The organism is Streptomyces sp. NPDC048297 (assembly GCF_043201585.1).
In the GTDB taxonomy this organism is placed as follows: domain Bacteria; phylum Actinomycetota; class Actinomycetes; order Streptomycetales; family Streptomycetaceae; genus Streptomyces.
In genome coordinates, this window is the sequence record NZ_JBICZA010000006.1 from 132,313 (window position 1) to 153,802 (window position 21,490).

At 71.2% G+C, this 21,490-nt stretch carries 20 protein-coding genes and 1 tRNA gene; 6 read left to right on the forward strand and 15 right to left on the reverse strand.

Going from position 1 to position 21,490, the window contains the following annotated elements; genetic code table 11:
- Positions 1–9: 9 nt before the first annotated feature.
- The 3 genes from ACGFYV_RS08925 to ACGFYV_RS08935 are packed head-to-tail and all read right to left on the reverse strand — an operon-like array spanning position 10 to position 1,105.
- The gene (locus tag ACGFYV_RS08925; RefSeq protein WP_393877668.1) at positions 10–324 is read right to left on the reverse strand and encodes a hypothetical protein; all 315 of its coding nucleotides are present in this window, start codon (positions 322–324) and stop codon (positions 10–12) included.
- Entirely contained in the window at positions 321–611 is a 291-nt protein-coding gene (locus ACGFYV_RS08930) for a hypothetical protein (RefSeq protein WP_393877669.1), read from the reverse strand. Before ACGFYV_RS08930 ends, ACGFYV_RS08925 begins: the two co-directional genes overlap by 4 nt.
- A 32-nt stretch (positions 612–643) precedes the next feature.
- Positions 644–1,105 (reverse strand): GNAT family N-acetyltransferase, encoded by a 462-nt coding sequence (locus ACGFYV_RS08935; RefSeq protein WP_393877670.1) that lies wholly within the window; start codon positions 1,103–1,105, stop codon positions 644–646.
- Between the two features lie 296 nt (positions 1,106–1,401).
- Here ACGFYV_RS08935 and ACGFYV_RS08940 point away from each other — a divergent pair, with 296 nt between their 5' ends.
- The gene (locus tag ACGFYV_RS08940; RefSeq protein WP_393877671.1) at positions 1,402–2,175 is read left to right on the forward strand and encodes a DNA-binding response regulator; all 774 of its coding nucleotides are present in this window, start codon (positions 1,402–1,404) and stop codon (positions 2,173–2,175) included.
- Here ACGFYV_RS08940 and tamR read toward each other — a convergent pair.
- On the reverse strand, positions 2,134–2,631 hold the full coding sequence (gene tamR, locus ACGFYV_RS08945) for a MarR family transcriptional regulator TamR (RefSeq protein WP_393877672.1): 498 nt from the start codon (positions 2,629–2,631) through the stop codon (positions 2,134–2,136). The two genes, ACGFYV_RS08940 and tamR, sit on opposite strands and share 42 nt — an antisense overlap.
- Before the next feature lie 88 nt (positions 2,632–2,719).
- On the opposite strand from tamR, the gene ACGFYV_RS08950 reads away from it, so the two are divergent.
- Entirely contained in the window at positions 2,720–3,544 is an 825-nt protein-coding gene (locus ACGFYV_RS08950; RefSeq protein WP_393877673.1) for a trans-aconitate 2-methyltransferase, read from the forward strand.
- A 137-nt stretch (positions 3,545–3,681) separates the two neighbouring features.
- On the opposite strand, the gene ACGFYV_RS08955 is transcribed toward ACGFYV_RS08950, so the two are convergent.
- A complete protein-coding gene (locus tag ACGFYV_RS08955) occupies positions 3,682–4,359 on the reverse strand; it encodes a TetR family transcriptional regulator (RefSeq protein ID WP_393877674.1) in 678 nt (225 codons plus the stop codon).
- On the reverse strand, positions 4,356–5,363 hold the full coding sequence (locus ACGFYV_RS08960; RefSeq protein ID WP_393877675.1) for an acyl-CoA desaturase: 1,008 nt from the start codon (positions 5,361–5,363) through the stop codon (positions 4,356–4,358). The genes ACGFYV_RS08955 and ACGFYV_RS08960 overlap by 4 nt, the downstream gene beginning before the upstream one ends.
- A 307-nt stretch (positions 5,364–5,670) precedes the next feature.
- On the opposite strand from ACGFYV_RS08960, the gene ppc reads away from it, so the two are divergent.
- Positions 5,671–8,415 carry a phosphoenolpyruvate carboxylase gene (gene ppc / locus ACGFYV_RS08965; protein WP_393877676.1) on the forward strand — a complete coding sequence of 915 codons (2,745 nt, stop codon included), beginning with the start codon at positions 5,671–5,673 and terminating at the stop codon, positions 8,413–8,415.
- A 128-nt stretch (positions 8,416–8,543) separates the two neighbouring features.
- On the opposite strand, the gene ACGFYV_RS08970 is transcribed toward ppc, so the two are convergent.
- From ACGFYV_RS08970 to ACGFYV_RS09000, 7 genes are all read right to left on the reverse strand, one after another.
- A complete protein-coding gene (locus tag ACGFYV_RS08970; protein WP_393877677.1) occupies positions 8,544–9,050 on the reverse strand; it encodes a hypothetical protein in 507 nt (168 codons plus the stop codon).
- Between the two features lie 52 nt (positions 9,051–9,102).
- Positions 9,103–9,705 (reverse strand): aminoacyl-tRNA hydrolase, encoded by a 603-nt coding sequence (gene pth / locus ACGFYV_RS08975; RefSeq protein WP_393877678.1) that lies wholly within the window; start codon positions 9,703–9,705, stop codon positions 9,103–9,105.
- Between the two features lie 95 nt (positions 9,706–9,800).
- Positions 9,801–10,400, reverse strand: coding sequence for a 50S ribosomal protein L25/general stress protein Ctc (locus ACGFYV_RS08980; RefSeq protein WP_393877679.1), 600 nt, complete (start codon positions 10,398–10,400; stop codon positions 9,801–9,803).
- 190 nt (positions 10,401–10,590) lie between these two features.
- A complete protein-coding gene (locus ACGFYV_RS08985) occupies positions 10,591–11,571 on the reverse strand; it encodes a ribose-phosphate diphosphokinase (RefSeq protein ID WP_393877680.1) in 981 nt (326 codons plus the stop codon).
- A 139-nt stretch (positions 11,572–11,710) separates the two neighbouring features.
- Positions 11,711–13,159 (reverse strand): bifunctional UDP-N-acetylglucosamine diphosphorylase/glucosamine-1-phosphate N-acetyltransferase GlmU, encoded by a 1,449-nt coding sequence (gene glmU, locus ACGFYV_RS08990; protein WP_393877681.1) that lies wholly within the window; start codon positions 13,157–13,159, stop codon positions 11,711–11,713.
- A gap of 124 nt (positions 13,160–13,283) precedes the next feature.
- A tRNA-Gln gene (locus ACGFYV_RS08995) sits at positions 13,284–13,354 on the reverse strand.
- A gap of 6 nt (positions 13,355–13,360) precedes the next feature.
- Positions 13,361–14,140, reverse strand: a complete 780-nt coding sequence (locus ACGFYV_RS09000; RefSeq protein WP_393877682.1) for a hypothetical protein — start codon at positions 14,138–14,140, stop codon at positions 13,361–13,363.
- A 166-nt stretch (positions 14,141–14,306) separates the two neighbouring features.
- Here ACGFYV_RS09000 and ACGFYV_RS09005 point away from each other — a divergent pair, with 166 nt between their 5' ends.
- Positions 14,307–15,638, forward strand: coding sequence for a sensor histidine kinase (locus ACGFYV_RS09005; protein ID WP_393877683.1), 1,332 nt, complete (start codon positions 14,307–14,309; stop codon positions 15,636–15,638).
- Positions 15,639–15,658: 20 nt separating this feature from the next.
- Here ACGFYV_RS09005 and ACGFYV_RS09010 read toward each other — a convergent pair whose 3' ends face one another.
- Together ACGFYV_RS09010 and ACGFYV_RS09015 are read right to left on the reverse strand one after the other, a co-directional pair.
- A complete protein-coding gene (locus ACGFYV_RS09010) occupies positions 15,659–16,153 on the reverse strand; it encodes an SUKH-3 domain-containing protein (RefSeq protein WP_393877684.1) in 495 nt (164 codons plus the stop codon).
- Between the two features lie 146 nt (positions 16,154–16,299).
- Positions 16,300–16,815 carry a YwqJ-related putative deaminase gene (locus ACGFYV_RS09015; RefSeq protein WP_393877685.1) on the reverse strand — a complete coding sequence of 172 codons (516 nt, stop codon included), beginning with the start codon at positions 16,813–16,815 and terminating at the stop codon, positions 16,300–16,302.
- A 371-nt stretch (positions 16,816–17,186) separates the two neighbouring features.
- Between ACGFYV_RS09015 and ACGFYV_RS09020 the strand changes: the two genes are divergently transcribed.
- The gene (locus ACGFYV_RS09020) at positions 17,187–18,182 is read left to right on the forward strand and encodes an SMI1/KNR4 family protein (protein ID WP_393877686.1); all 996 of its coding nucleotides are present in this window, start codon (positions 17,187–17,189) and stop codon (positions 18,180–18,182) included.
- 10 nt (positions 18,183–18,192) lie between these two features.
- Positions 18,193–21,141, forward strand: coding sequence for an SUKH-4 family immunity protein (locus ACGFYV_RS09025; protein WP_393877687.1), 2,949 nt, complete (start codon positions 18,193–18,195; stop codon positions 21,139–21,141).
- The last annotated feature ends 349 nt before the right edge of the window (positions 21,142–21,490 follow it).

Sequence of the window (21,490 nt, forward strand, 5' to 3'; positions counted from 1 at the left end):
TGCCAGGTTTCAGAACGCGGTGCCGCCGCCCGCGAAGCGGACCGGCGACACGAGGGCGATGCGGATCAGTCCGGGCTCCGGTGGTGGGGCGTCGTAGACGTAGGTGACCGTGAGAGCCGGACGGCTGTCCGTGGCTTCGATGCGTGTCGTGTAGAGCTTCATGCCGCCGACGGCACCGCGTGCCTGCCGACCGAGCGTCGGGGTCTTCTCCAGTTCGGCGCGCAGAGCCTCGACGGCCTCGAAAGCTCCGTGGCCGATGGCCCGACAGCGGGCGAGGGCCTCATGGGTGATCTCGGCGATGACCGCTTGCTTGCCCTCGGTCAATGCTCGGTCCCTCGGACAGCCCGGATCTCGGCGGCGGCTGTGGCCACCGCGGCGTCGAAGCCGGGATCCTGCCGGGCGATGATCCGGCCGCGGAACTCCTCGACCAGACGGACGACGCCGCTGAGATCGGCGGGGTCGGCGTGGTTGATCTCGCGGGCCAGTTCGGCTTCGAATTCGTCGCTGTCGCCGGGGAAGCCGTAGCCCATGGTGAGCGCGGCACGGAGTTCGCCGATGGTCCGCACGGGGGGAAGGTGGGGCGTGCCGGAGTCTGCCAGTTCTGCGGTCATGGCGGACAGGGCTCCTTTCACGGGTGTGGGCTTCACGGTACCGGCAGCCGCTTCGTCAGGGTGTACTCCGTCACCCCCGGGGGATAGTCGGGGATCACGCACACCACGTCGTAGCCCTGGCGTCGGTAGAAGTCCGGGGCCTGGAAGTCCCAGGTCTCCAGGCGGGCGGAGGTGCAGGCGCGGTCCGTGTGGGCGAGGTGTTCGGCGTGGGAGAGCAGGTGGGAGCCGAGGCCCCGGCCGCGGTGGCGGGTGTCGACCCACAGGTAGGTGACGTGCAGCCAGGTCGTCCAGGTGTGGCCGACCAGGCCGCCGGCCAGATCGCCCGAGGAGTCCAGGGCCCAGACGTGCAGGGGGGCTTCGCGTTCGCCGGGCGTGCCGCGCAGTGCCGCCAGCACCGGGGAGGCCGCCGTGTTGGTGTTCCGGAGCCGGGCGCGCAGCAGATCACATCGGTCTTTGTCGACTTCCGCCTCAATACGAAACATGCGGCACACCATAAACGCCTGGGACGGCCAGTTCTGTAAATCGACTTCCGCTGCGTGCTCCCGTCCGTACTCTGAGGAGCAGCACCGGTGGGGGCCGGTGCCGATCAGGGGGCGAGACCGGCGGGTACGGCGCCCGCGGTGGGGGTAGCAGTTTCCGCGACGGCGGCGGCCGTGCGGTCGGCGTTCCCACCGCGGTTGTCGTACCTGTGCGCGTCGTCATGCTCCGACCTTTCCGGACGTCCTGCTGGGCGTCTTCCAGGCCTTTGGCCATCCCCTGCTCCGTGCGGAGCCCGGGGAAGGGGGTTTCGTTGGTTCGCATCCGAGTCCTGGTCGTCGACGACCACCGCATCTTCGCCGAGTCGCTCGCCGCCGCCCTGGCCGCCGAGCCCGACGTCGACGTCTCCGCCGCGGGCAGCGGCCCGGCCGCGCTGCGCTGCATGGACCGCGCGGTCGCCGAGGGCCGCCGCTACGACGTGCTCCTCGTCGACGCCGATCTCGGCGGCACCCTGCCCGGCATACGCCCGGCCGTGCCCGTCCGGGGTGGCGACGAGGACGGTCTGGTCGACGGGATCTCGCTGGTCGCGGGCGTCCGCGCGGCCCAGTCCGGGGTGCGGATCGTGGTGCTCGCCGAGAAGGACGACCCCCGGCGTGCGGCGCTCGCCCTGGGCGCCGGCGCCTCCGGCTGGGTCGCCAAGGACTGCTCCCTGTCCCGGCTGCTGACGGTGGTCCGGGGCGTGCTGCGCGACGAGACGCATCTGCCGCCCGCGCTGCTCACCGGTGTCCTCAAGGAACTGACCGTCGCGCGCAAGCACCGCACCGAGAGCGAGCGGCTGGTGGAGGCGCTGACCCCGCGCGAGCTGGAGGTGCTGCGCTGCATGGTCGCGGGCCTGGGCCGCAAGGCCGTGGCGGAACGGCTGTTCCTGTCCCCGCACACCGTGCGCACCCATATGCAGAACGTCCTCGGCAAGCTGGGCGTGCACTCCACCCTGGCGGCTGTGGCGCTCGCCCGGCGGGCCGGGGTGGGCCCGGCGGAGCTTCGGTCAGCCGGGGACGTTGTCGAACGGGGCGGTCAACTGGCGTAGCAGCCCGGCCAGTTCGCCCCGCTGGGAGCGGGACAGCTCACCGAGGATCGCCCGCTCCTGGTCCAGCAGACCGGACAGTGCCTGGTCGGCGCGGTCCCGGCCGGTGTCGGTGAGCCGGACCAGCACGCCACGCCGGTCGCTCGGGTCGGGCAGCCGCTCCACCAGGCCCTTCTTCGCGAGCCGGTCGATCCGGTTGGTCATCGTGCCCGAGGTGACCAGGGTCTGGGTGAGCAGCTGTCCGGGGGAGAGCTGGTACGGCGTTCCCGCGCGCCGCAGCGCGGTCAGCACGTCGAACTCCCACGGCTCCAGGTGGTGCTCGGAGAAGGCCAGCCGGCGTGCGCGGTCCAGGTGCCGGGCCAGTCTGCTCACCCGGCTGAGCACTTCGAGCGGCTCCACGTCGAGGTCCGGGCGCTCCCGGCGCCATGCTGCGACCAGCCGATCGACCTCGTCCTCCATGGAGATCAGTGTAGTGGTTGTGTCGACATGGAGTCTCTTGATTTCAAGTCTCTTGACATCAAGAGAAGTCCGCCGGGACAGTGGAGCCATGACGACACCCACCTGGGACCCCGCCCAGTACCTCCGTCACGCCGGCCACCGCGCCCGACCCTTCCTCGACCTCCTCGCCCGCGTCCCCGCCCTCCCGGCGAAGCCGCCCGCGGGACGCCCCCGCATCGCCGACCTCGGCTGCGGCCCCGGCAACGCCACCGCCCTGCTCGCACAGCGCTGGCCCACCGCCCGCATCACCGGCTACGACAACTCGCCCGAGATGCTCGACAAGGCCCACGCCGACCACGCGGGCCCCACGGCGGACGGCGCGATCCTCGACTTCGCCCACGCCGACGCCCGGACCTGGACACCCGAGGAGCCCTTCGACCTGATCGTCTCCAACGCCACCCTGCAGTGGGTGCCGCGCCACGCCGAGCGCTTCGCCGACTGGATCGCCGGCCTCACCCCCGGCGGCACCTTCGCCTTCCAGGTCCCCGACAACATCGACGCCCCGCTGCACGCCCTGATGCGCGAACTCGCGGCCACCCCGCGCTGGAAGTCCCGCCTCGCCGACGTCCTGCGCCACACGGACTCCGTCCACACCCCCGGCGCCTACCTGGACCGCCTCGCCCGCCTCCGCTGCGCGACCGACGTCTGGCAGACCACGTACTTCCACGTCCTTCAGGGCGAGGACCCCGTCCTGGACTGGGTCAAGGGCACCGGACTGCGCCCCGCCCTGACCGCCCTCGCCGACGACCCGGAAGCCCGGGACGCCTTCCTCACCGAATACCGCTCCCTGCTCCGCACGGCCTACCCGACCGAGCCCTACGGCACGGTCATGCCCTTCCGCCGCCTGTTCGCGGTCGCCGTGAAGCAGGCGTGAGCGTGATCGTCGCCGTGAAGCAGGCGTGAGCGTGATCGTCGCCGTGAAGCAGGCGTGAGCATGATCGTCGCCGTGACGGGGGCACCCCGTCGGCAACCGTCTGGAGTTCCTCGAACCCCTCGGCCAGAAGCTGGACGCTAGGCCTTGCGGTGCCCTATCAGGCGTGGCTTCTGCTCCAGGCCGTCCAGGCCGTGCCAGGCCAGGTTCACCAGGTGCGCGGCGACCTCCGCCTTCTTCGGGCGGCGCACGTCCAGCCACCACTGGCCGGTCAGGGCGACCATGCCGACCAGCGCCTGGGCGTAGAGCGGGGCGAGCTTCGGTTCGAAGCCGCGGGACTTGAACTCGCGGCCCAGGATGTCCTCCACCTGGGTGGCGATGTCGGAGATCAGCGACGCGAACGAACCCGTCGACTGCGGGATGGGGGAGTCACGGACCAGGATGCGGAAACCGTCCGTGTACTCCTCGATGTAGTCGAGCAGCGCGAAGGCCGCCTGCTCGCACAGCTCACGCGGATGACCGGCGGTCAGCGAGCCGGTCACCATGTCCAGCAGCCGCCGCATCTCACGGTCCACGACCACCGCGTACAGCCCCTCCTTGCCGCCGAAGTGCTCGTACACCACCGGCTTGGACACCCCGGCCTTCGCCGCGATCTCCTCCACCGAGGTGCCCTCGAAACCCTTCGCCGCGAAAAGGGTGCGACCGATCTCCAGCAACTGCTGGCGGCGCTCGGCACCGGTCATACGGGTCCGGCGGGTACGCCGCTGCTTGTCGTTGCTGGGAGTGCTGCTGGAGTCGGTCGCCACGGCTTCCATCATGCCGCCTCGGCGGTCGCCTTCCCGCTCCGGGCGCCGCCCTCACCGCTGTTGCGCCGCGAATCGATACGTGAGCGTGACGGCCAGCGCACGTCGTACGCCCAGCCCAGCTTCTCGAACCAGCGGATGAACCGCGCCGAGGAGTCGATCTGCCCGCGCATCACACCGTGCCGCGCCGACGTCGGGTCGGCGTGGTGCAGGTTGTGCCAGGACTCCCCGCACGACAGCACCGCCAGCCACCACACGTTGCCCGAACGGTCCCGCGACTTGAACGGCCGCTTGCCCACCGCGTGACAGATCGAGTTGATCGACCACGTCACGTGATGCAGCAGGGCCACCCGTACGAGTGATCCCCAGAAGAACGCGGTGAACGCGCCCCACCAGGACATCGTCACCAGACCGCCGATCAGCGGGGGCAGGAACAGGGAGAGGGCCGTCCAGTAGACGAACTGGCGGGAGATCGCCCGGATCGCCGGGTCCTTGACCAGGTCCGGCGCGTACTTCTCCTGCGGAGTCCGCTCCTCGTCGAACATCCAGCCGATATGGGCCCACCACAGGCCCTTCATCAGCGCCGGGACCGTCTCCCCGTACCGCCAGGGCGAGTGGGGGTCGCCGTCCGCGTCGGAGAACTTGTGGTGCCTTCGGTGATCGGCCACCCACCGCACCAGCGGGCCCTCGACCGCCAGCGACCCCATGATCGCCAGCGCGATCCTGAGCGGCCGCTTCGCCTTGAACGAGCCGTGCGTGAAATACCGGTGGAAACCGATCGTGATGCCGTGGCAGCCGAGGTAGTAGAAGAACACCAGCAGGCCCACATCGAGCCAGCTCACCCCCCAGCCCCAGGCCAGCGGCACGGCCGCCACCAGTGCCAGGAACGGCACGACGATGAACAGGAGCAGGGTGATCTGCTCGATCGAACCCTTCTGCTCGCCGCCCAGCGTGGCGGAGGAGACAGGTGTGTCGGGGGCCTTATGGGCTTCGTCGATCACATCGGAACTGGAGGTCATGCGCGTCCCCTGTGGGGTCGAGGGTCGGGGCAGGTGCCGGGAAGCCGGGACCGGGCGGGAGTCGAACGGTACTGCCCTACGGCTCCGTAACCTACGGCGTCGTAAGTATGGCAGCGTGTCGTGCGGCGGCAAGGGCCCCTAGAACCAGCGCGTCCGCGGCGGCACCTATCCTTTGAGTCGGTCGGACAGCGCGGTCCGCTCTGAACCCTTCCCGGACGTTCCGGCCCGTACGCGGCACCCGCCGCATGGTGCACGGTGCCCCGGGTTCCCTCCCGGACGAGCTTCAACACTGCAAGGAGCCGCACCTGTGAGCAGTGCCGACGACCAGACCACCACGACCAGCAGCGAGCTGCGCGCCGACATCCGGCGCCTCGGCGACCTCCTGGGCGAGACCCTCGTACGACAGGAGGGCCCCGAACTCCTCGAACTGGTCGAGAAGGTCCGCCGCCTGACCCGAGAGGACGGCGAGGCAGCCGCCGAACTGCTGCGCGGCACCGAACTCGACACCGCCGCCAAGCTGGTCCGCGCGTTCTCCACCTACTTCCACCTGGCCAACGTCACCGAACAGGTGCACCGGGGCCGCGAGCTGCGCGCCCGCCGCGCCGCCGAGGGCGGCCTGCTGGCCCGCACCGCCGACCGCCTCAAGGACGCCGACCCCGAGCACCTGCGCCAGGCCGTCGAGCACCTCAATGTTCGCCCCGTGTTCACGGCACACCCCACCGAGGCCGCGCGCCGTTCGGTCCTCAACAAGCTCCGGCGCATCGCCGCGCTCCTCGAAGCACCCGTGCTCCCCTCCGACCGCCGCCGCCACGACGTCCGCCTCGCCGAGAACATCGACCTCGTCTGGCAGACCGACGAACTGCGCGTCGTACGTCCCGAGCCCGCCGACGAGGCCCGCAACGCCATCTACTACCTCGACGAACTGCACGCCGAAGCCGTCGGCGACGTCCTGGAGGACCTCACCGCCGAACTGCGGCGCGCCGGCGTCGACCTCCCCGACGACACCCGCCCCCTCACCTTCGGCACCTGGATCGGCGGCGACCGCGACGGCAACCCCAACGTCACCCCCCAGGTCACCTGGGACGTCCTCATCCTCCAGCACGAACACGGCATCAACGACGCCCTGGAGATGATCGACGAACTGCGCGGACTGCTCTCCAACTCCATCCGCTACACCGGCGCCACCGACGAACTCCTGACCTCCCTCGACGCCGACCTGGACCGGCTGCCCGAGATCAGCCCCCGCTACAAGCGCCTCAACGCGGAGGAGCCCTACCGGCTCAAGGCCACCTGCATCCGGCAGAAGCTGGTCAACACCAAGCAGCGCCTCGCCACCGGCACCCCCCACGAAGACGGCCACGACTACCTCGGCACCAGCGAACTCCTCGCCGACCTGCGGATCATCCAGACCTCCCTGCGCGCACACCGCGGCGCCCTCCTCGCCGACGGCCGCGTCGCCCGCACCATCCGCACCCTCGCCGCCTTCGGCCTCCAGCTCGCCACCATGGACGTCCGCGAACACGCCGACGCCCACCACCACGCCCTCGGCCAGCTCTTCGACCGCCTCGGCGAGGAATCCTGGCGCTACGCCGACATGCCCCGCGACTACCGCGGCAGGCTCCTCGCCAAGGAACTGCGCTCCCGCAGGCCGCTCGCCCCCACCCCGGCACCCGTCGACGCGGCCGGCGCCAAGACCCTCGGCGTCTTCCAGACCGTCAAGAAGGCCCTGGAGGTCTTCGGCCCCGAGGTCATCGAGTCCTACATCATCTCCATGTGCCAGGGCGCCGACGACGTCTTCGCCGCCACCGTCCTCGCCCGCGAAGCAGGCCTCCTCGACCTCCACGCCGGCTGGGCGAAGATCGGCATCGTCCCCCTCCTGGAGACCACCGACGAGCTCAGGGCCGCCGACACCATCCTGGAGGACATGCTCTCCGACCCGTCCTACCGGCGCCTGGTCGCGCTGCGCGGCGACGTCCAGGAGGTCATGCTCGGCTACAGCGACTCCTCCAAGTTCGGCGGCATCACCACCAGCCAGTGGGAGATCCACCGCGCCCAGCGCCGGCTGCGCGACGTCGCTCACCGCTACGGCGTCCGCCTGCGCCTCTTCCACGGCCGCGGCGGCACCGTCGGCCGCGGCGGCGGCCCCTCCCACGACGCCATCCTCGCCCAGCCCTGGGGCACCCTCGAAGGCGAGATCAAGGTCACCGAGCAGGGCGAGGTCATCTCCGACAAGTACCTCATCCCCTCCCTCGCCCGGGAGAACCTCGAACTGACCGTCGCGGCCACCCTCCAGGCCTCCGCCCTGCACACCGCGCCCCGCCAGTCCTCCGAGGCCCTCGCCCGCTGGGACGCCGCCATGGACGTCGTCTCCGAGGCCGCCCACGGCGCCTACCGGCGGCTCGTCGAGGACCCCGACCTGCCCGCCTACTTCTTCGCCTCCACCCCCGTCGACCAGCTCGCCGACCTCCACCTCGGCTCCCGGCCCTCCCGCCGGCCCGACTCCGGCGCCGGACTCGACGGCCTGCGCGCCATCCCCTGGGTGTTCGGCTGGACCCAGTCCCGGCAGATCGTCCCCGGCTGGTTCGGCGTCGGCTCCGGCCTCAAGGCCCTGCGCGAGGCGGGCCTGCGGCAGGAAGGGGACACCGTCCTCGCCGAGATGCACGAACAGTGGCACTTCTTCCGCAACTTCGTCTCCAACGTCGAGATGACCCTCGCCAAGACCGACCTGCGCATCGCCCAGCACTACGTCGACACCCTCGTCCCCGACGACCTCAAGCACGTCTTCGACACCATCAGGGCCGAACACGAGCTGACCGTCCAGGAGATCCTTCGCGTCACCGGCGCCGGCGGACTCCTCGACGCCCAGCCCGACCTCAAGCAGACCTTCGGCATCCGCGACGCCTACCTGGACCCCATCTCCTACCTCCAGGTCGCCCTCCTCAAGCGCCAGCGCGACGAGGCCGCCGCCGGCACAGCCCCCGACCCGCTGCTCGGCCGCGCCCTGCTCCTCACCGTCAACGGCGTGGCGGCCGGCCTGCGCAACACCGGCTGACCCACCCACCGCACACGACAGTGCCCCCGGGCTCGTACGAACCCGGGGGCACCCCCATGTCCTGCATGTCCTTCGTCCTTGCGCGCGGTACGACCGCTACGGCACGCGCACACGGACCCGCACCCGCCTCACTGCAACGCCACGAACGCCGACGTCAGCAACAGCACACCCGCACCGCCCAGCACCCACGCCGCCCGCATCAGCCGCATCCCGCCCGCGACCACCACCGACGCCAGCAGCAGCGCACCACCCAGCGGCAACCAGGCGTACAGGATCCCCGCCGGCCCCGACCGCACCGCGTCCGTCGAACCGGGCTTCAGGACGACGTCGTACGTCTGCCCCTTGCGCACCGCGACCGACTCCGCCAGCTTCACCCGCCCCCGCACCCCGGCACCCCCCGACGCCGGCGTGAACGGCCCGCCGCACACCCCGTGCGCGCAACCCGTCACCCGCACCGTGCCGCGCTCGCGCCCCTTCGTCAGCAGCACGTGCTGCGCGGTCCCCCAGGAACCCCACACCCCGGCGATCAGAATCAGCACGGCGACGGCACCCATCACCGCGACCCTCCCGAACCGCAGAGCGGTCCCCGAGGCCTGGCGGGCAGTGGTGGCTGAGGCAGGCATGGCCGGGATCATTGGCCATACCCGCGCGACCGGTCAACTCCGGTGCGCGACAAGCACGGACAAGTCAGGAGTTGTACGCGCTCTGCGCCCGCTCCAGACCCTCCGTCACCAGACACTCCACCGCGTCCGCCGCACGGTCCACGAAGTAGTCCAGCTCCTTGCGCTCCGCGGACGCGAAGTCCTTCAGCACGAAATCCGCCACCTGCATACGACCCGGAGGACGCCCGATCCCGAACCGCACCCGGTGATAGTCCGCGCCCATCGCCTTCGTCATCGACTTCAGGCCGTTGTGCCCGTTGTCCCCGCCGCCCAGCTTCAGCCGCAACGTGCCGTAGTCGATGTCCAGCTCGTCATGGACCGCCACGATGTTCGCCACCGGCACCTTGTAGAAGTCCCGCAACGCGTTCACCGGACCCCCCGACAGGTTCATGTACGACATCGGCTTCGCCAGGATCACCCGCCGGTTTGCCGGCCCCACCGGACCGATCCGGCCCTCCAGCACCTGCGCCTGCGCCTTCCCGGCCCGCTTGAACTTCCCCCCGATCCGCTCCGCGAGCAGATCCGCCACCATGAACCCGACGTTGTGCCGGTTCATCGCGTACTCCGGCCCAGGGTTCCCGAGCCCGACGATCAGCCAGGGGCCACTTGCGGGGGTACTCACGTCCATCTCTCCTTGATACGCCCTCACCGGCGTCCTCGATACGCGCCAGCCGCCGCCCCCACGAAGGAGAGCGGCGGCTGACCCAGCGATGACTACGAGGCTCAGGCCTCGGCGACCTCTTCGCCGCCCGCGGCACCCTCGCCCTCGGCGGACTCCTCGGCCTGCGCCTGCAGGACCTGCAGGACCACGGCGTCGTCCTCGACGGCCAGCGAGACGCCCGACGGCAGCTTGATGTCCTTGGCGTGGACGGAGGCACCGGCCTCCAGGCCCTCGATGGACACGGTGACGGCCTCGGGGATGTGCGTGGCCTCGGCCTCGACCGGCAGCGCGTTCAGCACGTGCTCGAGCAGGTTGCCACCCGGGGCCAGCTCGCCCTCGGTGTGGACCGGGATCTCGACCTGGACCTTCTCGCCACGCTTGACCAGCAGCAGGTCGACGTGCTCCAGGAAGCCCTTCAGCGCGTCACGCTGCACGGCCTTCGGGATCGCCAGCTCGTTGGTCTTGCCGTCGATGTCCAGGGAGATCAGGACGTTCGGCGTACGCAGGGCGAGCTGAAGCTCGTGGCCCGGCAGGGTCAGGTGCAGCGGGTCGGAACCGTGGCCGTACAGCACACCGGGAACCTTGCCCTCACGACGGATACGGCGGGCGGCACCCTTGCCGAACTCGCTGCGGGTCTCGCTGGCGATCTTCACCTCGGACATGCGGATCACTCCTCGTAAAAACAGAACGGACGTGGTCACCCGGCCACGAACGGCCTGCTACGAAGAGCGCGTCGATAACGGACCACCGCGAACCGCCGAAACGGCCACGGCCTCCCTCGCCGAGCAACTGCAGCAGTCTACTCGGCAAGGGAGGCCGCACCCAAAAGGATCTTCAAGCGGCGTCAGTGGCTCACTGCTCGTCGAACAGGCTCGTCACCGAACCGTCCTCGAACACCTCACGCACGGCACTCGCGATCGTCGGAGCGATCGACAGCACCTTGATCTTGTCCAGATCCGCGCTCAGCTCACCCGGCGTCGGCAGCGTGTTCGTGAACACGAACTCACTCACCCGCGAGTTCTTCAGCCGGTCCGCCGCCGGACCCGACAGCACACCGTGCGTCGCCGTCACGATGACGTCCTCCGCACCGTGCGCGAACAGCGCGTCCGCGGCCGCACAGATCGTGCCACCCGTGTCGATCATGTCGTCGACCAGGACACACACCCGGCCCTCGACCTCACCCACGACCTCGTGGACCGTCACCTGGTTCGCCACGTCCTTGTCACGACGCTTGTGCACGATCGCCAGCGGCGCACCCAGACGGTCGCACCAGCGGTCCGCCACCCGCACCCGGCCGGCGTCCGGGGACACCACCGTCAGCTTGCCCCGGTCCACCTTCTCGGCCACGTAGTCCGCCAGCAGCGGCAGCGCGAACAGATGGTCCACCGGACCGTCGAAGAAGCCCTGGATCTGGTCCGTGTGCAGATCCATCGTCAGAATCCGGTCCGCACCCGCGGTCTTCATCAGATCCGCGATCAGACGCGCCGAGATCGGCTCACGCCCACGGTGCTTCTTGTCCTGCCGCGCATAACCGTAGAACGGCACGATCACCGTGATCGAACGCGCCGACGCACGCTTCAGCGCGTCGATCATGATCAACTGCTCCATGATCCACTTGTTGATCGGAGCCGTGTGGCTCTGGATCAGGAAGCAGTCCGCACCACGCGCCGACTCCTGGTAGCGGACATAGATCTCGCCGTTCGCGAAGTCGAAGGCCTTCGTCGGGACGACCCCGACACCCAGCTGGTGGGCGACCTCCTCGGCAAGCTCGGGGTGGGCGCGGCCGGAGAAGAACATCATCTTCTTCTCGCCGGTCGTCTTGATCCCGGTCACAGCACTGTCTCCTCAGAGGTGTCTCAGCCAAGCCGGCTGCTCGGCGACCTCTCGGCTGGGCAAGAGAGGGCGCTTCAGCTGGTAAGGGTGCGGGTGTGCACTTATCACGGTACGCCGTGTTTGACGCACCGGTTTCCGGTCAGTCCTCGCTCACGCCCCGCCCGGACGCCGCCTCGGCCGCCTTCGCGGCCGCACTCCCCGGACGCTTACGAGCCACCCAACCCTCGATATTCCGCTGCTGACCGCGGGCCACGGCCAGCGAACCGGGCGGCACGTCCTTCGTGATCACAGACCCGGCGGCGGTGTACGCACCGTCCCCGACCGTGACAGGAGCCACAAACATGTTGTCCGAACCGGTCCGACAATGCGACCCCACCGTCGTGTGGTGCTTCTCCTGACCGTCATAGTTCACGAACACACTGGCAGCGCCGATGTTCGTGAAATCACCGATCGTCGCGTCCCCCACATACGACAGATGCGGAATCTTCGTCCCCGCACCGATCGCCGCGTTCTTCGTCTCCACGTACGTACCGATCTTCGCCTTCTCGCCCAGCCGCGTCCCCGGACGCAGATACGCGAACGGCCCCACGGACGCACCCTCCCCGATCCGCGCCCCGTCCGACACCGTGTTGTCCACCCGAGCCCCCGCACCCACCCGCGTGTCCCTGAGCCGCGAGTTCGGCCCGACCTCCGCACCCTCACCCAGATGCGTCGACCCCGTCAGCTGCGTCCCCGGATACACCACCGCGTCCCGCTCGAACGTCACGGTCACATCCACCCAGGTCGTCGCCGGATCCACCACCGTCACCCCGTCGAGCATCGCCCGCGCCAGCAACCGCTCGTTCAGGGACCGCCGAGCCTGCGCCAGCTGCACCCGGTTGTTGATCCCCGCGATCTCCTCATGATCACCGGCAACCGACGCACCCACCCGGTGCCCCGCCTCCCGCAGGATCCCGAGCACATCCGTCAGGTACTCCTCGCCCTGACTGTTGTCCGTACGCACCTTCTTCAACGCGTCCGCCAGCAACTCCCCGTCGAACGCGAACACCCCGCTGTTGATCTCCCGGATCGCACGCTGCGCCGCCGAGGCGTCCTTGTGCTCCACGATCCCGGTCACCGCGCCCGACGCCTCGTCCCGCACGATCCGCCCGTACCCGGTCGCGTCCGGGACCTCCGCCGTCAGCACCGTCACGGCGTTGCCGTCCGCCTGATGCGTCGCGGCCAGCCGCTTCAGCGTCTCGCCGGTCAGCAGCGGAGTGTCCCCGCAGACGACGACCACCGTCCCGTCGACCGTCCCCCCCAGCTCCTCCAGCCCCATCCGTACGGCGTGCCCCGTCCCGTTCTGCTCCGCCTGCACGGCCGTGCGCACACCGCGGTCGATCTCCGTCAGATGCGCGGTGACCTGCTCACGGGCGTGACCCACGACGACGACCAGGTTCGCGGGGTCCAACTCACGGGCCGAGGCCAGCACATGACCGACCAGGGAACGGCCACAGATCTCGTGCAGGACCTTCGGTGTGGCCGACTTCATACGGGTGCCCTCACCCGCTGCGAGAACGACGACGGCTGCCGGGCGAATGGCGCTCACGGAGTTGCCCTTCGGCTGAGGGTGGGTGGGGGTGACAGCCGCAGGATACCGGGGTGGGGTTGGGCGGATATGAGTGCGGGCCCTGACGGTGGTGTCACCGGTCAGGACCCGAACCGAGTATGTGCTCCCGGGGGAGGACTCGAACCCCCATGATCAGAACCAAAATCTGACGTCTTGCCCTTAGACGACCCGGGATTACCGCTATGTCCGATTTGGAAGATCGGCCGCGGTGACAGCCCCTACTATGCCGTACCACCAGCCTTCGATGCGACGGTACAACTCGGCTCCGTCCCTCACGTCCACGCGGAGGCAACCGTAGTAGCTCTCGGCGGTGTTCTTCCGGTTGGTACTGGGGTTGTGCTTCTTGAGCGTGGTCTTCAGGAGCTCGGTCGTTTCGATGCCGACATGGTCGGCCCAGAATTTCTCGGCGCCCGTCACGTTCGCCGTCTCATGGATCTGTACGGCGAACCTGAGGGTGCCCGGATCGGTGCGCAGCAGCTTCAGCCAGGCCAGGAAAACCGTGATCATGTCCGGATCGCTGTTCACGAAGGTCACGCGTTCCCGTCGGCTGTACGGCTTGCTCTTGGAGCCCTCGGCCCAGTACAGGCCCACGCCGATCAGGAACAGTTCGCGGTCGGTCAGCCGATCCACCTCTGCCGCCGCTGTCTGCTTGGTGCGCCGGCGCTCCTCGTCGCGTAGCCGAAGCCGGGCTTCCCAGCCCCGCTTCGCGGTCGCCGAGGCCTCCTCGCGGGTTCGTTTCCGGCGCTCCGGTTTTGGCAGGTCCCGCACCCACAGCGAGATCGAACTCTTCGAGCGGCCCAGCTCGACCTGGATCTGGTCGTACGTCCGCCCCTGGAGTCGCAGCTCTCGCGCCCTGTCCCGGAGGTCGTCCTTCGCGTGCGGGCGCTTCGCCCGCCGCAAGGCGATCGCCCGCTCGCGCAGCCCCTCGAAGTCGGCGTACTTGCCAGGTGTCTGTGTCATAGGCATACCGTCCGGCCGGAATGTGATGTTCCGGGGTCGAACGGCAGGAGTTCACCAGTTCGAGGGATATCGGAAGGTTTCGAGGTCGCTCGGTTACGGAGTGTGGACCCGGGCGGGAGGTGAAACTCACCGGAAAACCTGTGGTCTACGCCCGTAGGCTGGAGGCATGACCGCGACGGGGGAAGAGCACACCCGGGCCCTGGCCGGCCCGTGGTGGTGGGGGAGGTGGCGCAGTGCGGTGCTCGACGGGTGTCTCGCGCTGGTGTCCGCCGTGGAATGCGGTGCGGAGGGGATCCCGTTCGCGCGGGACGCGGGGATCCCGGCGTCCCTGGGGATCGTCTTCGGGCTGATCGCCGGTTCGGTGCTGCTGGTGCGCAGGAAGTGGCCGATCGCCGTCGTGCTGGTGGCGATCGCGGTCACGCCGGCCCAGATGGGTTTCCTGATGGGCATCGTCGGCCTGTACACGCTGGCCGCGGCGGAGCTGCCGCGGCGGATCATCGTGGCGCTGGCGGGCATGTCGTTGCTGGGCACGATGATCGTGACGTTCGTGCGGGTCCGGCAGGACATGGCGCAGGGCGATCTGACCCTGGGTGACTGGTTCGTTCCGTTCGCTTCGATCACGACGTCGCTGGGGCTGACGGCCCCGCCGTTGCTGCTCGGGTTGTACGTGGGTGCGCGGCGCCGGCTGATGGAGTCTCTGCGGGAGCGGGCGGACAGTCTGGAGCGGGAGCTGCAGTTGCTGGCGGAGCGCGCGGAGGAGCGGGCCGAGTGGGCGCGGGGCGAGGAGCGGACGCGGATCGCGCGGGAGATGCATGACGTGGTCGCGCACCGGGTGAGTCTGATGGTGGTGCACGCGGCGGCGTTGCAGGCGGTGGCCCGCAAGGATCCGGAGAAGGCCGTGCGGAACGCGGCGCTGGTGGGGGACATGGGCCGGCAGGCGCTCACCGAGTTGCGGGAGATGCTCGGTGTGCTGCGTGCGGGGGAGGCGGCGGGTGGTGGGGAGCGGCGTTCGGCGTCGGTGCCGCTCGCCGCGGTGCGGGTGGCGGCGGCCGAGGCGGCGTCGCGGGCGGGGGCCGAGCAGGCGGTCGAGGCGGGTGCCGAGGGGCCGTGTCTGTCGGAGCTGGAGGAGCTGATCGGGCAGTCGGCGGCCACGGGGATGGTGGTGCGTCTGACGGTGGAGGGGGAGGTGCGCGTGTATGCGGCGCAGGTCGAGCAGACGGCGTACCGGGTGGTGCAGGAGGCGCTGACGAACGTCCACAAGCACGCGGCGGGTGCGCGGACCCATGTGCGGCTGGCGCATCGCCGGGCGGAGATCGCGATGCAGGTGGAGAACGAGTGTCCGCCGGAGCTGGGGCCGGCGTCGGCCGCGGGGCTGCCGTCGGGCGGTAACGGTCTGCTGGGGATGCGGGAGCGGGTCGTGGCGCTGGGCGGTGTGTTCGTGTCGGGGCCGACGGACGCGGGGGGCTTCCGCGTGTCGGCGGTGATTCCGGCCGCGTAGGCGGTGCGGCGGTGCGGGGGTCAGCCGGTGGTGAGGCGGGTGGGTTCCGTGCCGGCGATGAGGCTGGTCAGGGCGTGGTCGATGTCGGGGCCGACGTACCAGTCGCCGGTGTGGTCGATGGTGTAGACGCGGCCCTGTGTGTCGATGGCGAGGAGGGCGGCGGTGTCGGTCTCCTCGCCGAGTGGGCTGATCTCGGTGCCGAGGGCGCGGCCGAGGTCGCCGAGGGTGCGGGCGTGGTGGAGGCCGTGGAGCGGGTCGAGGTGGAAGGTGGCGGGGGCGACCTGGCGGCCGGGCCCGCCGGGGGTGACGCGCAGGCCGCCGAATTCGGCCCAGGCCTCGACGGCGGCGGGGAAGACGGTATGCCGGTGTCCGGCCGGTGAGGTGTGTTCGCGCAGGGTGTCGGCCCAGATTTCGGCCTGCCTCATGTCCCAGCGTCCTGGCTGCCAGCCGGCCGCGCGCAGGGCGACGTCGACGGTGACGGGGAAGCGGGTGGTCGAGGTGCGGTCGGTGTGCATCGGCCCTTCGATCGTCGTGATGGGTGGGTGGTTCTGGCGTGCGTGTGCGTGTGTGCGTGTGCGTGTGCGTGTGCGTCAGTACGTGCGTGTGGGTGGGGCGGGCCGGGGGTGAGTGGGGTGGAGCGGAGTGGATCGGGGTGGGGGGATCAGGCGTCGGCGGTGGCGGGGTCGACGATGCGGACGCCGAAGTGGGCGCTGAGGGCCGTGCAGGCGCGGCAGGGGGTGGCGAAGCCGCCGTGCAGCGGGTCGCCGTCCTCGCGTATGCGGCGGGCGGTCAGTTTGGCCTGCTTGAGGGCCTTGCGTGCCTCGCCGTTGGTCATCGGCTTGCGGGCGGCGCGTTTGCTGCGGGTGGCGTCGGCGGCGGTGATGTGCCGGGAGATGAGGATGGTCTCGGCGCAGCGGCCGGTGAAGCGGTCGCGCTGGGCGCTGGTGAGGGTGTCGAGGAAGTCCTGGACCAGCGGGTGCAGGGGTGGGGCGTGGTCTCCGCGGGCGGCGGTGCCGGTGAGGGTGGCGCCGCGCACGGAGAGGGCGGCGGCGACGGTGGGGAGGATGCCGTCGCGCCGGTGCAGCAGGGTGGGGGCGGGGGCCGTGTCGGTGCCGCTCCAGCCGATGCGTGGGTCGCCGGACCGCACGTCGCCACCTCCGGTCTGCATCGTATTCATGATCGTCTTTCCCTCCCGGGCATCCCCCCTGAAGGACACAGAGTGCCAAATGCCGTGGCTGGTGCGGAAGCTGGGGCCGTGCGACACGCCAGGGTTCGTGCCGGCCGTCACGGTGGGGTGACGGCTGGTCACGGAAGGGGGCGGGGTGGAGAGGGGCGGAGGAGAGGGACGGAGAGGGGTGGAGGTGGGGCGGACGTGGGGAGGGGGCCGGTGGGCCGGTGACCGGGGTGCGCGTACCGCATAGGCTGTCGGCACCGCGATGGGCGCGGTCGATGCGTCCGTGACGTTGGAGAGACAAGTCGGATACGGGTCGGGGCGCACCAAAGAGGGTGCGGTGCCGGCCCGTACAGATGCCGCAGGGGGCAACCGCCATGACGACAGGTCGGCTCGGGCAGCAAGCCGCGCCGCCGAACGCGGCCTATGCCGGGCAGGTCGTGCATTTCCCGGATCCGGTGCGGGCGGCGCGTCACCCCAGAGGAGTACGGGTCGACGAGCACGGTTACCCCGATTTCGGGCCCTACGCGCGCGCGGCGGCGGAGATCGCCGAGCCGCCGGAGGGTTTCGGTGTCGACGAGCTGCGGCTGACGGACTTCGTGTCGGCGAACGCGGCGCTCGCGACCTCGGGCCATGAGCTGTGGGACACGGTGCCCGCCGTGGCGACGCCGCACGGCTGGACGTGGCACCACGTCGCGGGTACGCGGCGCCTGGAGCTCGTCCCGGTCGAGGTGAAGGCGCTGCTGCGGCATCACGGCGGGCTGGCGACGACCGCGGTGGACCACGCCAAGCGGGGCACGCGGCCGCTCAACGAGACGCGTCCGGCGCACTTCGGGCTGCCGAAGTCGGGCGTGGCGGTGACGGAGTCGCAGGTGCAGGGGGTCGAGGAGGATCTCGGCTACCGGTTGCCCGGCGCGTACCGCTCGTTCCTGAAGGCGGCGGGCGGGTGCGCCCCGGTGGGCGCGGCGCTCGACGCCCAGTTGGGGCTGCTGCTGGACCAGCCGTTCTTCACGGTGCGCGACGAGGCCGCGGTGAACGACCTCGTGTATGTGAACAAGTGCCTGCGGGACCATCTGACCAAGGACTACCTGGGTGTCGGGTTCGTCCAGGGCGGTCTGCTCGCGGTGAAGGCGAAGGGCGAGCGGATCGGTTCGGTCTGGTTCTGCGCGTACGACGACGTGCGGGACGTGGATCCGTCGTGGCCGCCGGCCGAGCGGGTGGAGCGGCTGCTGCTGCCGTGCGGTGACGACTTCGACGCGTTCCTGTCGCGGCTGGCCGGCAATCCGCCGGAGCTGGAGACAGTGGCGAACCTGATGGTGGACGGCGGTTTCGCGCGTGCCGTCCCGGTGTCCTCGGCGTCGGTGGGGGAGTGAGGTCCGGACGATGGTGACGTTTGCGCAGGCGCAGGAGCGCGCCGAGGAGTGGATCAACGGGGACGTTCCCGCGTACCAGCATCGTGAGGTGCGGGTGCGGGAGTTCGAGCTGGGCTTCGTCGTGTGGGGCGAGGACCGCGCGGAGGGCCCGCGTTCGGACGCGGGCGGCCAGCGGCTGGTGATCGCCCAGGACGGGACGGCCACGCTGTGGCCGTCGCTGCCGGTGGGCGAGGTGATCCGCCGGTACGAGGAGGAGTACGGCCGTCCCGACGAGGCCGAGGCCGCGACGCCGGCACCGGCGCCGGCGCGGGTGGACCTGAACCAGACGTCGTTCCTGATCAGTCCGCCGGAGTGGTTGCAGGAGGCGGCGGACAAGCTGGGGATTCCGGACCGGCGGGGCGAGAGTTCGGGCTCGGGTGCGAGCGTGGGCGTGGCGGGTGCGGGTGCGTCCGGTGCCGGTGCCGGTGCTGGTGCTGGTGCCAGTTCCGGTGCTGGTGCTGGTGCTGGTTCCGGTTCGGGTTCCGTGGGTGTCGCCGATGGTCTTGCCGAGACGCAGGCCGTGGCTCCGGTGACCGCGGGAACCGGCGGCGCGGGTACGGGCGGTGGCGCCGGGAGCGGTACGGCGTGGCCGGCGCCGGGTGCCGGTGCGCCGGAGGCGCCTGCCGGTGCCACCCCGTGGGCCGGTACGGACACCAACGGGGATTCGGGCGAGGACCGTTCGGTTCCGCTGCCCGCGACGGTGTTCGCGCCGCCGCTGAGCGGGACGGACGATGCGCCGCGGCGCCCGCCGGCGGCCGCTCCGGACGCGAAGACGGCGCTGATGTCGGGCGGCAGCCAACTGCCGCGCACGACGGTCGCGCCCGCGCTCGACGGCTCGAACGTCCCGGGCATGTCCGGGACGCCCGCCGCACCTGCCGCCCCCGGAACACCTCCCCCCGGAACGCCCGCTCCGGGCACGCCGGTTCCCGGCATCCCTGCCCCGGGTACCCCCGCCCCGGGTACCCCCGTGCCGCAGGGCGGCACGCCTCCGCCTCCGCCGGCGCCCGGTGGGCCGACGTACGGCTACCCGCAGGGCCCCGGTTCTCAGCCGGGTGTCCCCGGTGGTCCGCAGGGTGCTTCCGGGTACGGCTATCCGTCCGGGCCGGGCGGTGCGCCGGACGCGTCGCAGACTCCGGCCGGGCCGGGTGCCGGGCGGCCGCTCGCGCCGAACGCCGGTGACATCGCCGACGCCGCGACGAGCAAGGCCGCGCCGCCGCCCCGCAAGGGGCGCGGTGGGACGGGTACGCCGCCGCCTCCGCCGGGCGCCCCGGGTGCACCGGGCGCGCGTCCGGGGAGCACGCCGCCTCCGCCCGGCGCGCCGGGTACTCCGGGCGCGCCCGCGGGCGGCTATGTGCCGACCCAGCTGATGCAGCCCGTCGGCCCTGGCGGGCCCGGCGCTCCGGCCGCGCCCGGCGCGCCTGGTGCTCCCGGCGCTCCGGGTGCCCCGGGTGCTCCTGGCGCTCCGGGTGCCCCCAACTCGCCCGGTGCCCCGGGTGGTTCCGGTGGTACGCCGCCGGGCAACGTGCACCACGCGGCGACGATGCTGGCCGACCCGAGTCAGCTGGGAGGCGGCGTGCCGCAGCCTCCCGCGCCCCCGGGGATGGCGAACCCGCCCGGCGCCCCCGGCATGCCCCCCGTGCCCGGCGCTCCGCAGCCTCCGGGCGCCCCTGGTATGCCGCCAGGTGCTCCAGGTGCTCCAGGCATGTCTGCCGCCCCCGGTGCCGTGCATCAGGCGGAGACCATGCTGGCCGCGCCTCCCGTGGGCGGTCCGGGCGCGCCGCCGCCCCCACCGCCGCCCGCCCCGGGCGCTCTCGGCGCTCCGGGCGCCCCCGGCATGCCGCCCGGTGTCCCGGGTGCCCCGCAGCCGATGCCGCCGGGTGCGATGCCGCCGCCGGGCGGCCCGATGCAGGGTCCGCCGCCGGCGTACGGCTACCCGCCGCAGGGGCGGCCGACGGTGGGACCGGGCTATCAGGCCGTCCTGCGCTACCGCGCGCAGGACGGCTCGGAGCAGCAGCTGATCCGGCGTTCGGCGCCGGGCACGCCGCACCCGGAGTGGCAGATCTTCCACGAGCTGCGCTCGATGAACGTGCCGCCGGACCAGGTGCTGGAGCTGCACACGGAGCTGGAGTCCTGCGAGCTGCCGGGCGCGTACTGCGCGCGGATGATCCGCGAGCAGTGGCCGCAGGCGCGCATCACGTCCATCGCGCCGTACGGCACGGACCACACGAGCCGGCAGCAGGGCATGCAGCAACTGCTGGCGCACCAGGGTGAGTTGCACCAGGTGGCGGACGGCCCCGCGCGGCCCGCGCCGGTGCGGGCTCCGCTGCCGCCGGTGCAGGTGGCGCCGCCGATCCCGCCGGAGGGCATCGGGCAGGAGCTGGCCGCGGCGTTCGGGCCGGGGGTCTTCCGGTTCGACCAGCAGGCGGTGTCGCGTCAGGGCGTGCCGCCGGTCGTGGCGCACACGCTGCTGGTGGCGGGTCTTCCGATGGACATGAGCCCGTTCTTCTGGGCGCAGGCACAGCCGGGCCGCCCGGTGCCGACGCTGGCCGAGCTGGCGGCGGAGCGCGGTGTGCAGCCGGCCTCGGACGCGGGTTCGTACCTCGTCATGGGTACGGACTTCGGCCGGGCGATCTGTGTGCAGTACGGCACCGCGAACATCGTGGCCGTACCGGTGGAGGCGGGTCCGGGCGGTGCTCCGGTGCCGCCGCAGTTCGTGAACACCGGACTGCCGGAGTTCGCGCGCTCGCTCGCGCTGCTGGGCCGGATGTGGCGGCTGCGGTACGGGCTGAACCAGGAGCAGGCGGGCCGCTGGACCGTCGACTTCCAGGCGCAGCTGTCCGCACTGGACCCGGCGGCGCTCGGTTCGCCGGAGAGCTGGTGGTCGGTGCTGCTGGAGCAGATGTGGGACGGCCTCCTGTGACGGCCTGACGGCCTGACGGCCTGACGCTGACGGCCTGACGGCCTGACGGCCTGACGGCCTGACGGCCTGACGGCCTGACGGCCTGACGGCCTGACGGCCTGACGCTGACGGCCTGACGGCCTGACGGCCTGACGGCTGACGGCCTGACGGGCTGACTGAGGTCCGGGACGGGGGCTCCTCCACTCGCAGTAGGCCCTTCACGCGTACGCGTGAAGGGCCTACTGCTTTGTCCGGCCGCTTCGTTCGGCGCCTTTCCCGGTGCCTGTGCCGGGCTCGGACCCATTTCTGAACGTGTCGTGGCCGCGGAGTGTCGCGTTATGAGCGCTTATGTCTGATCCCTCAAGATGTG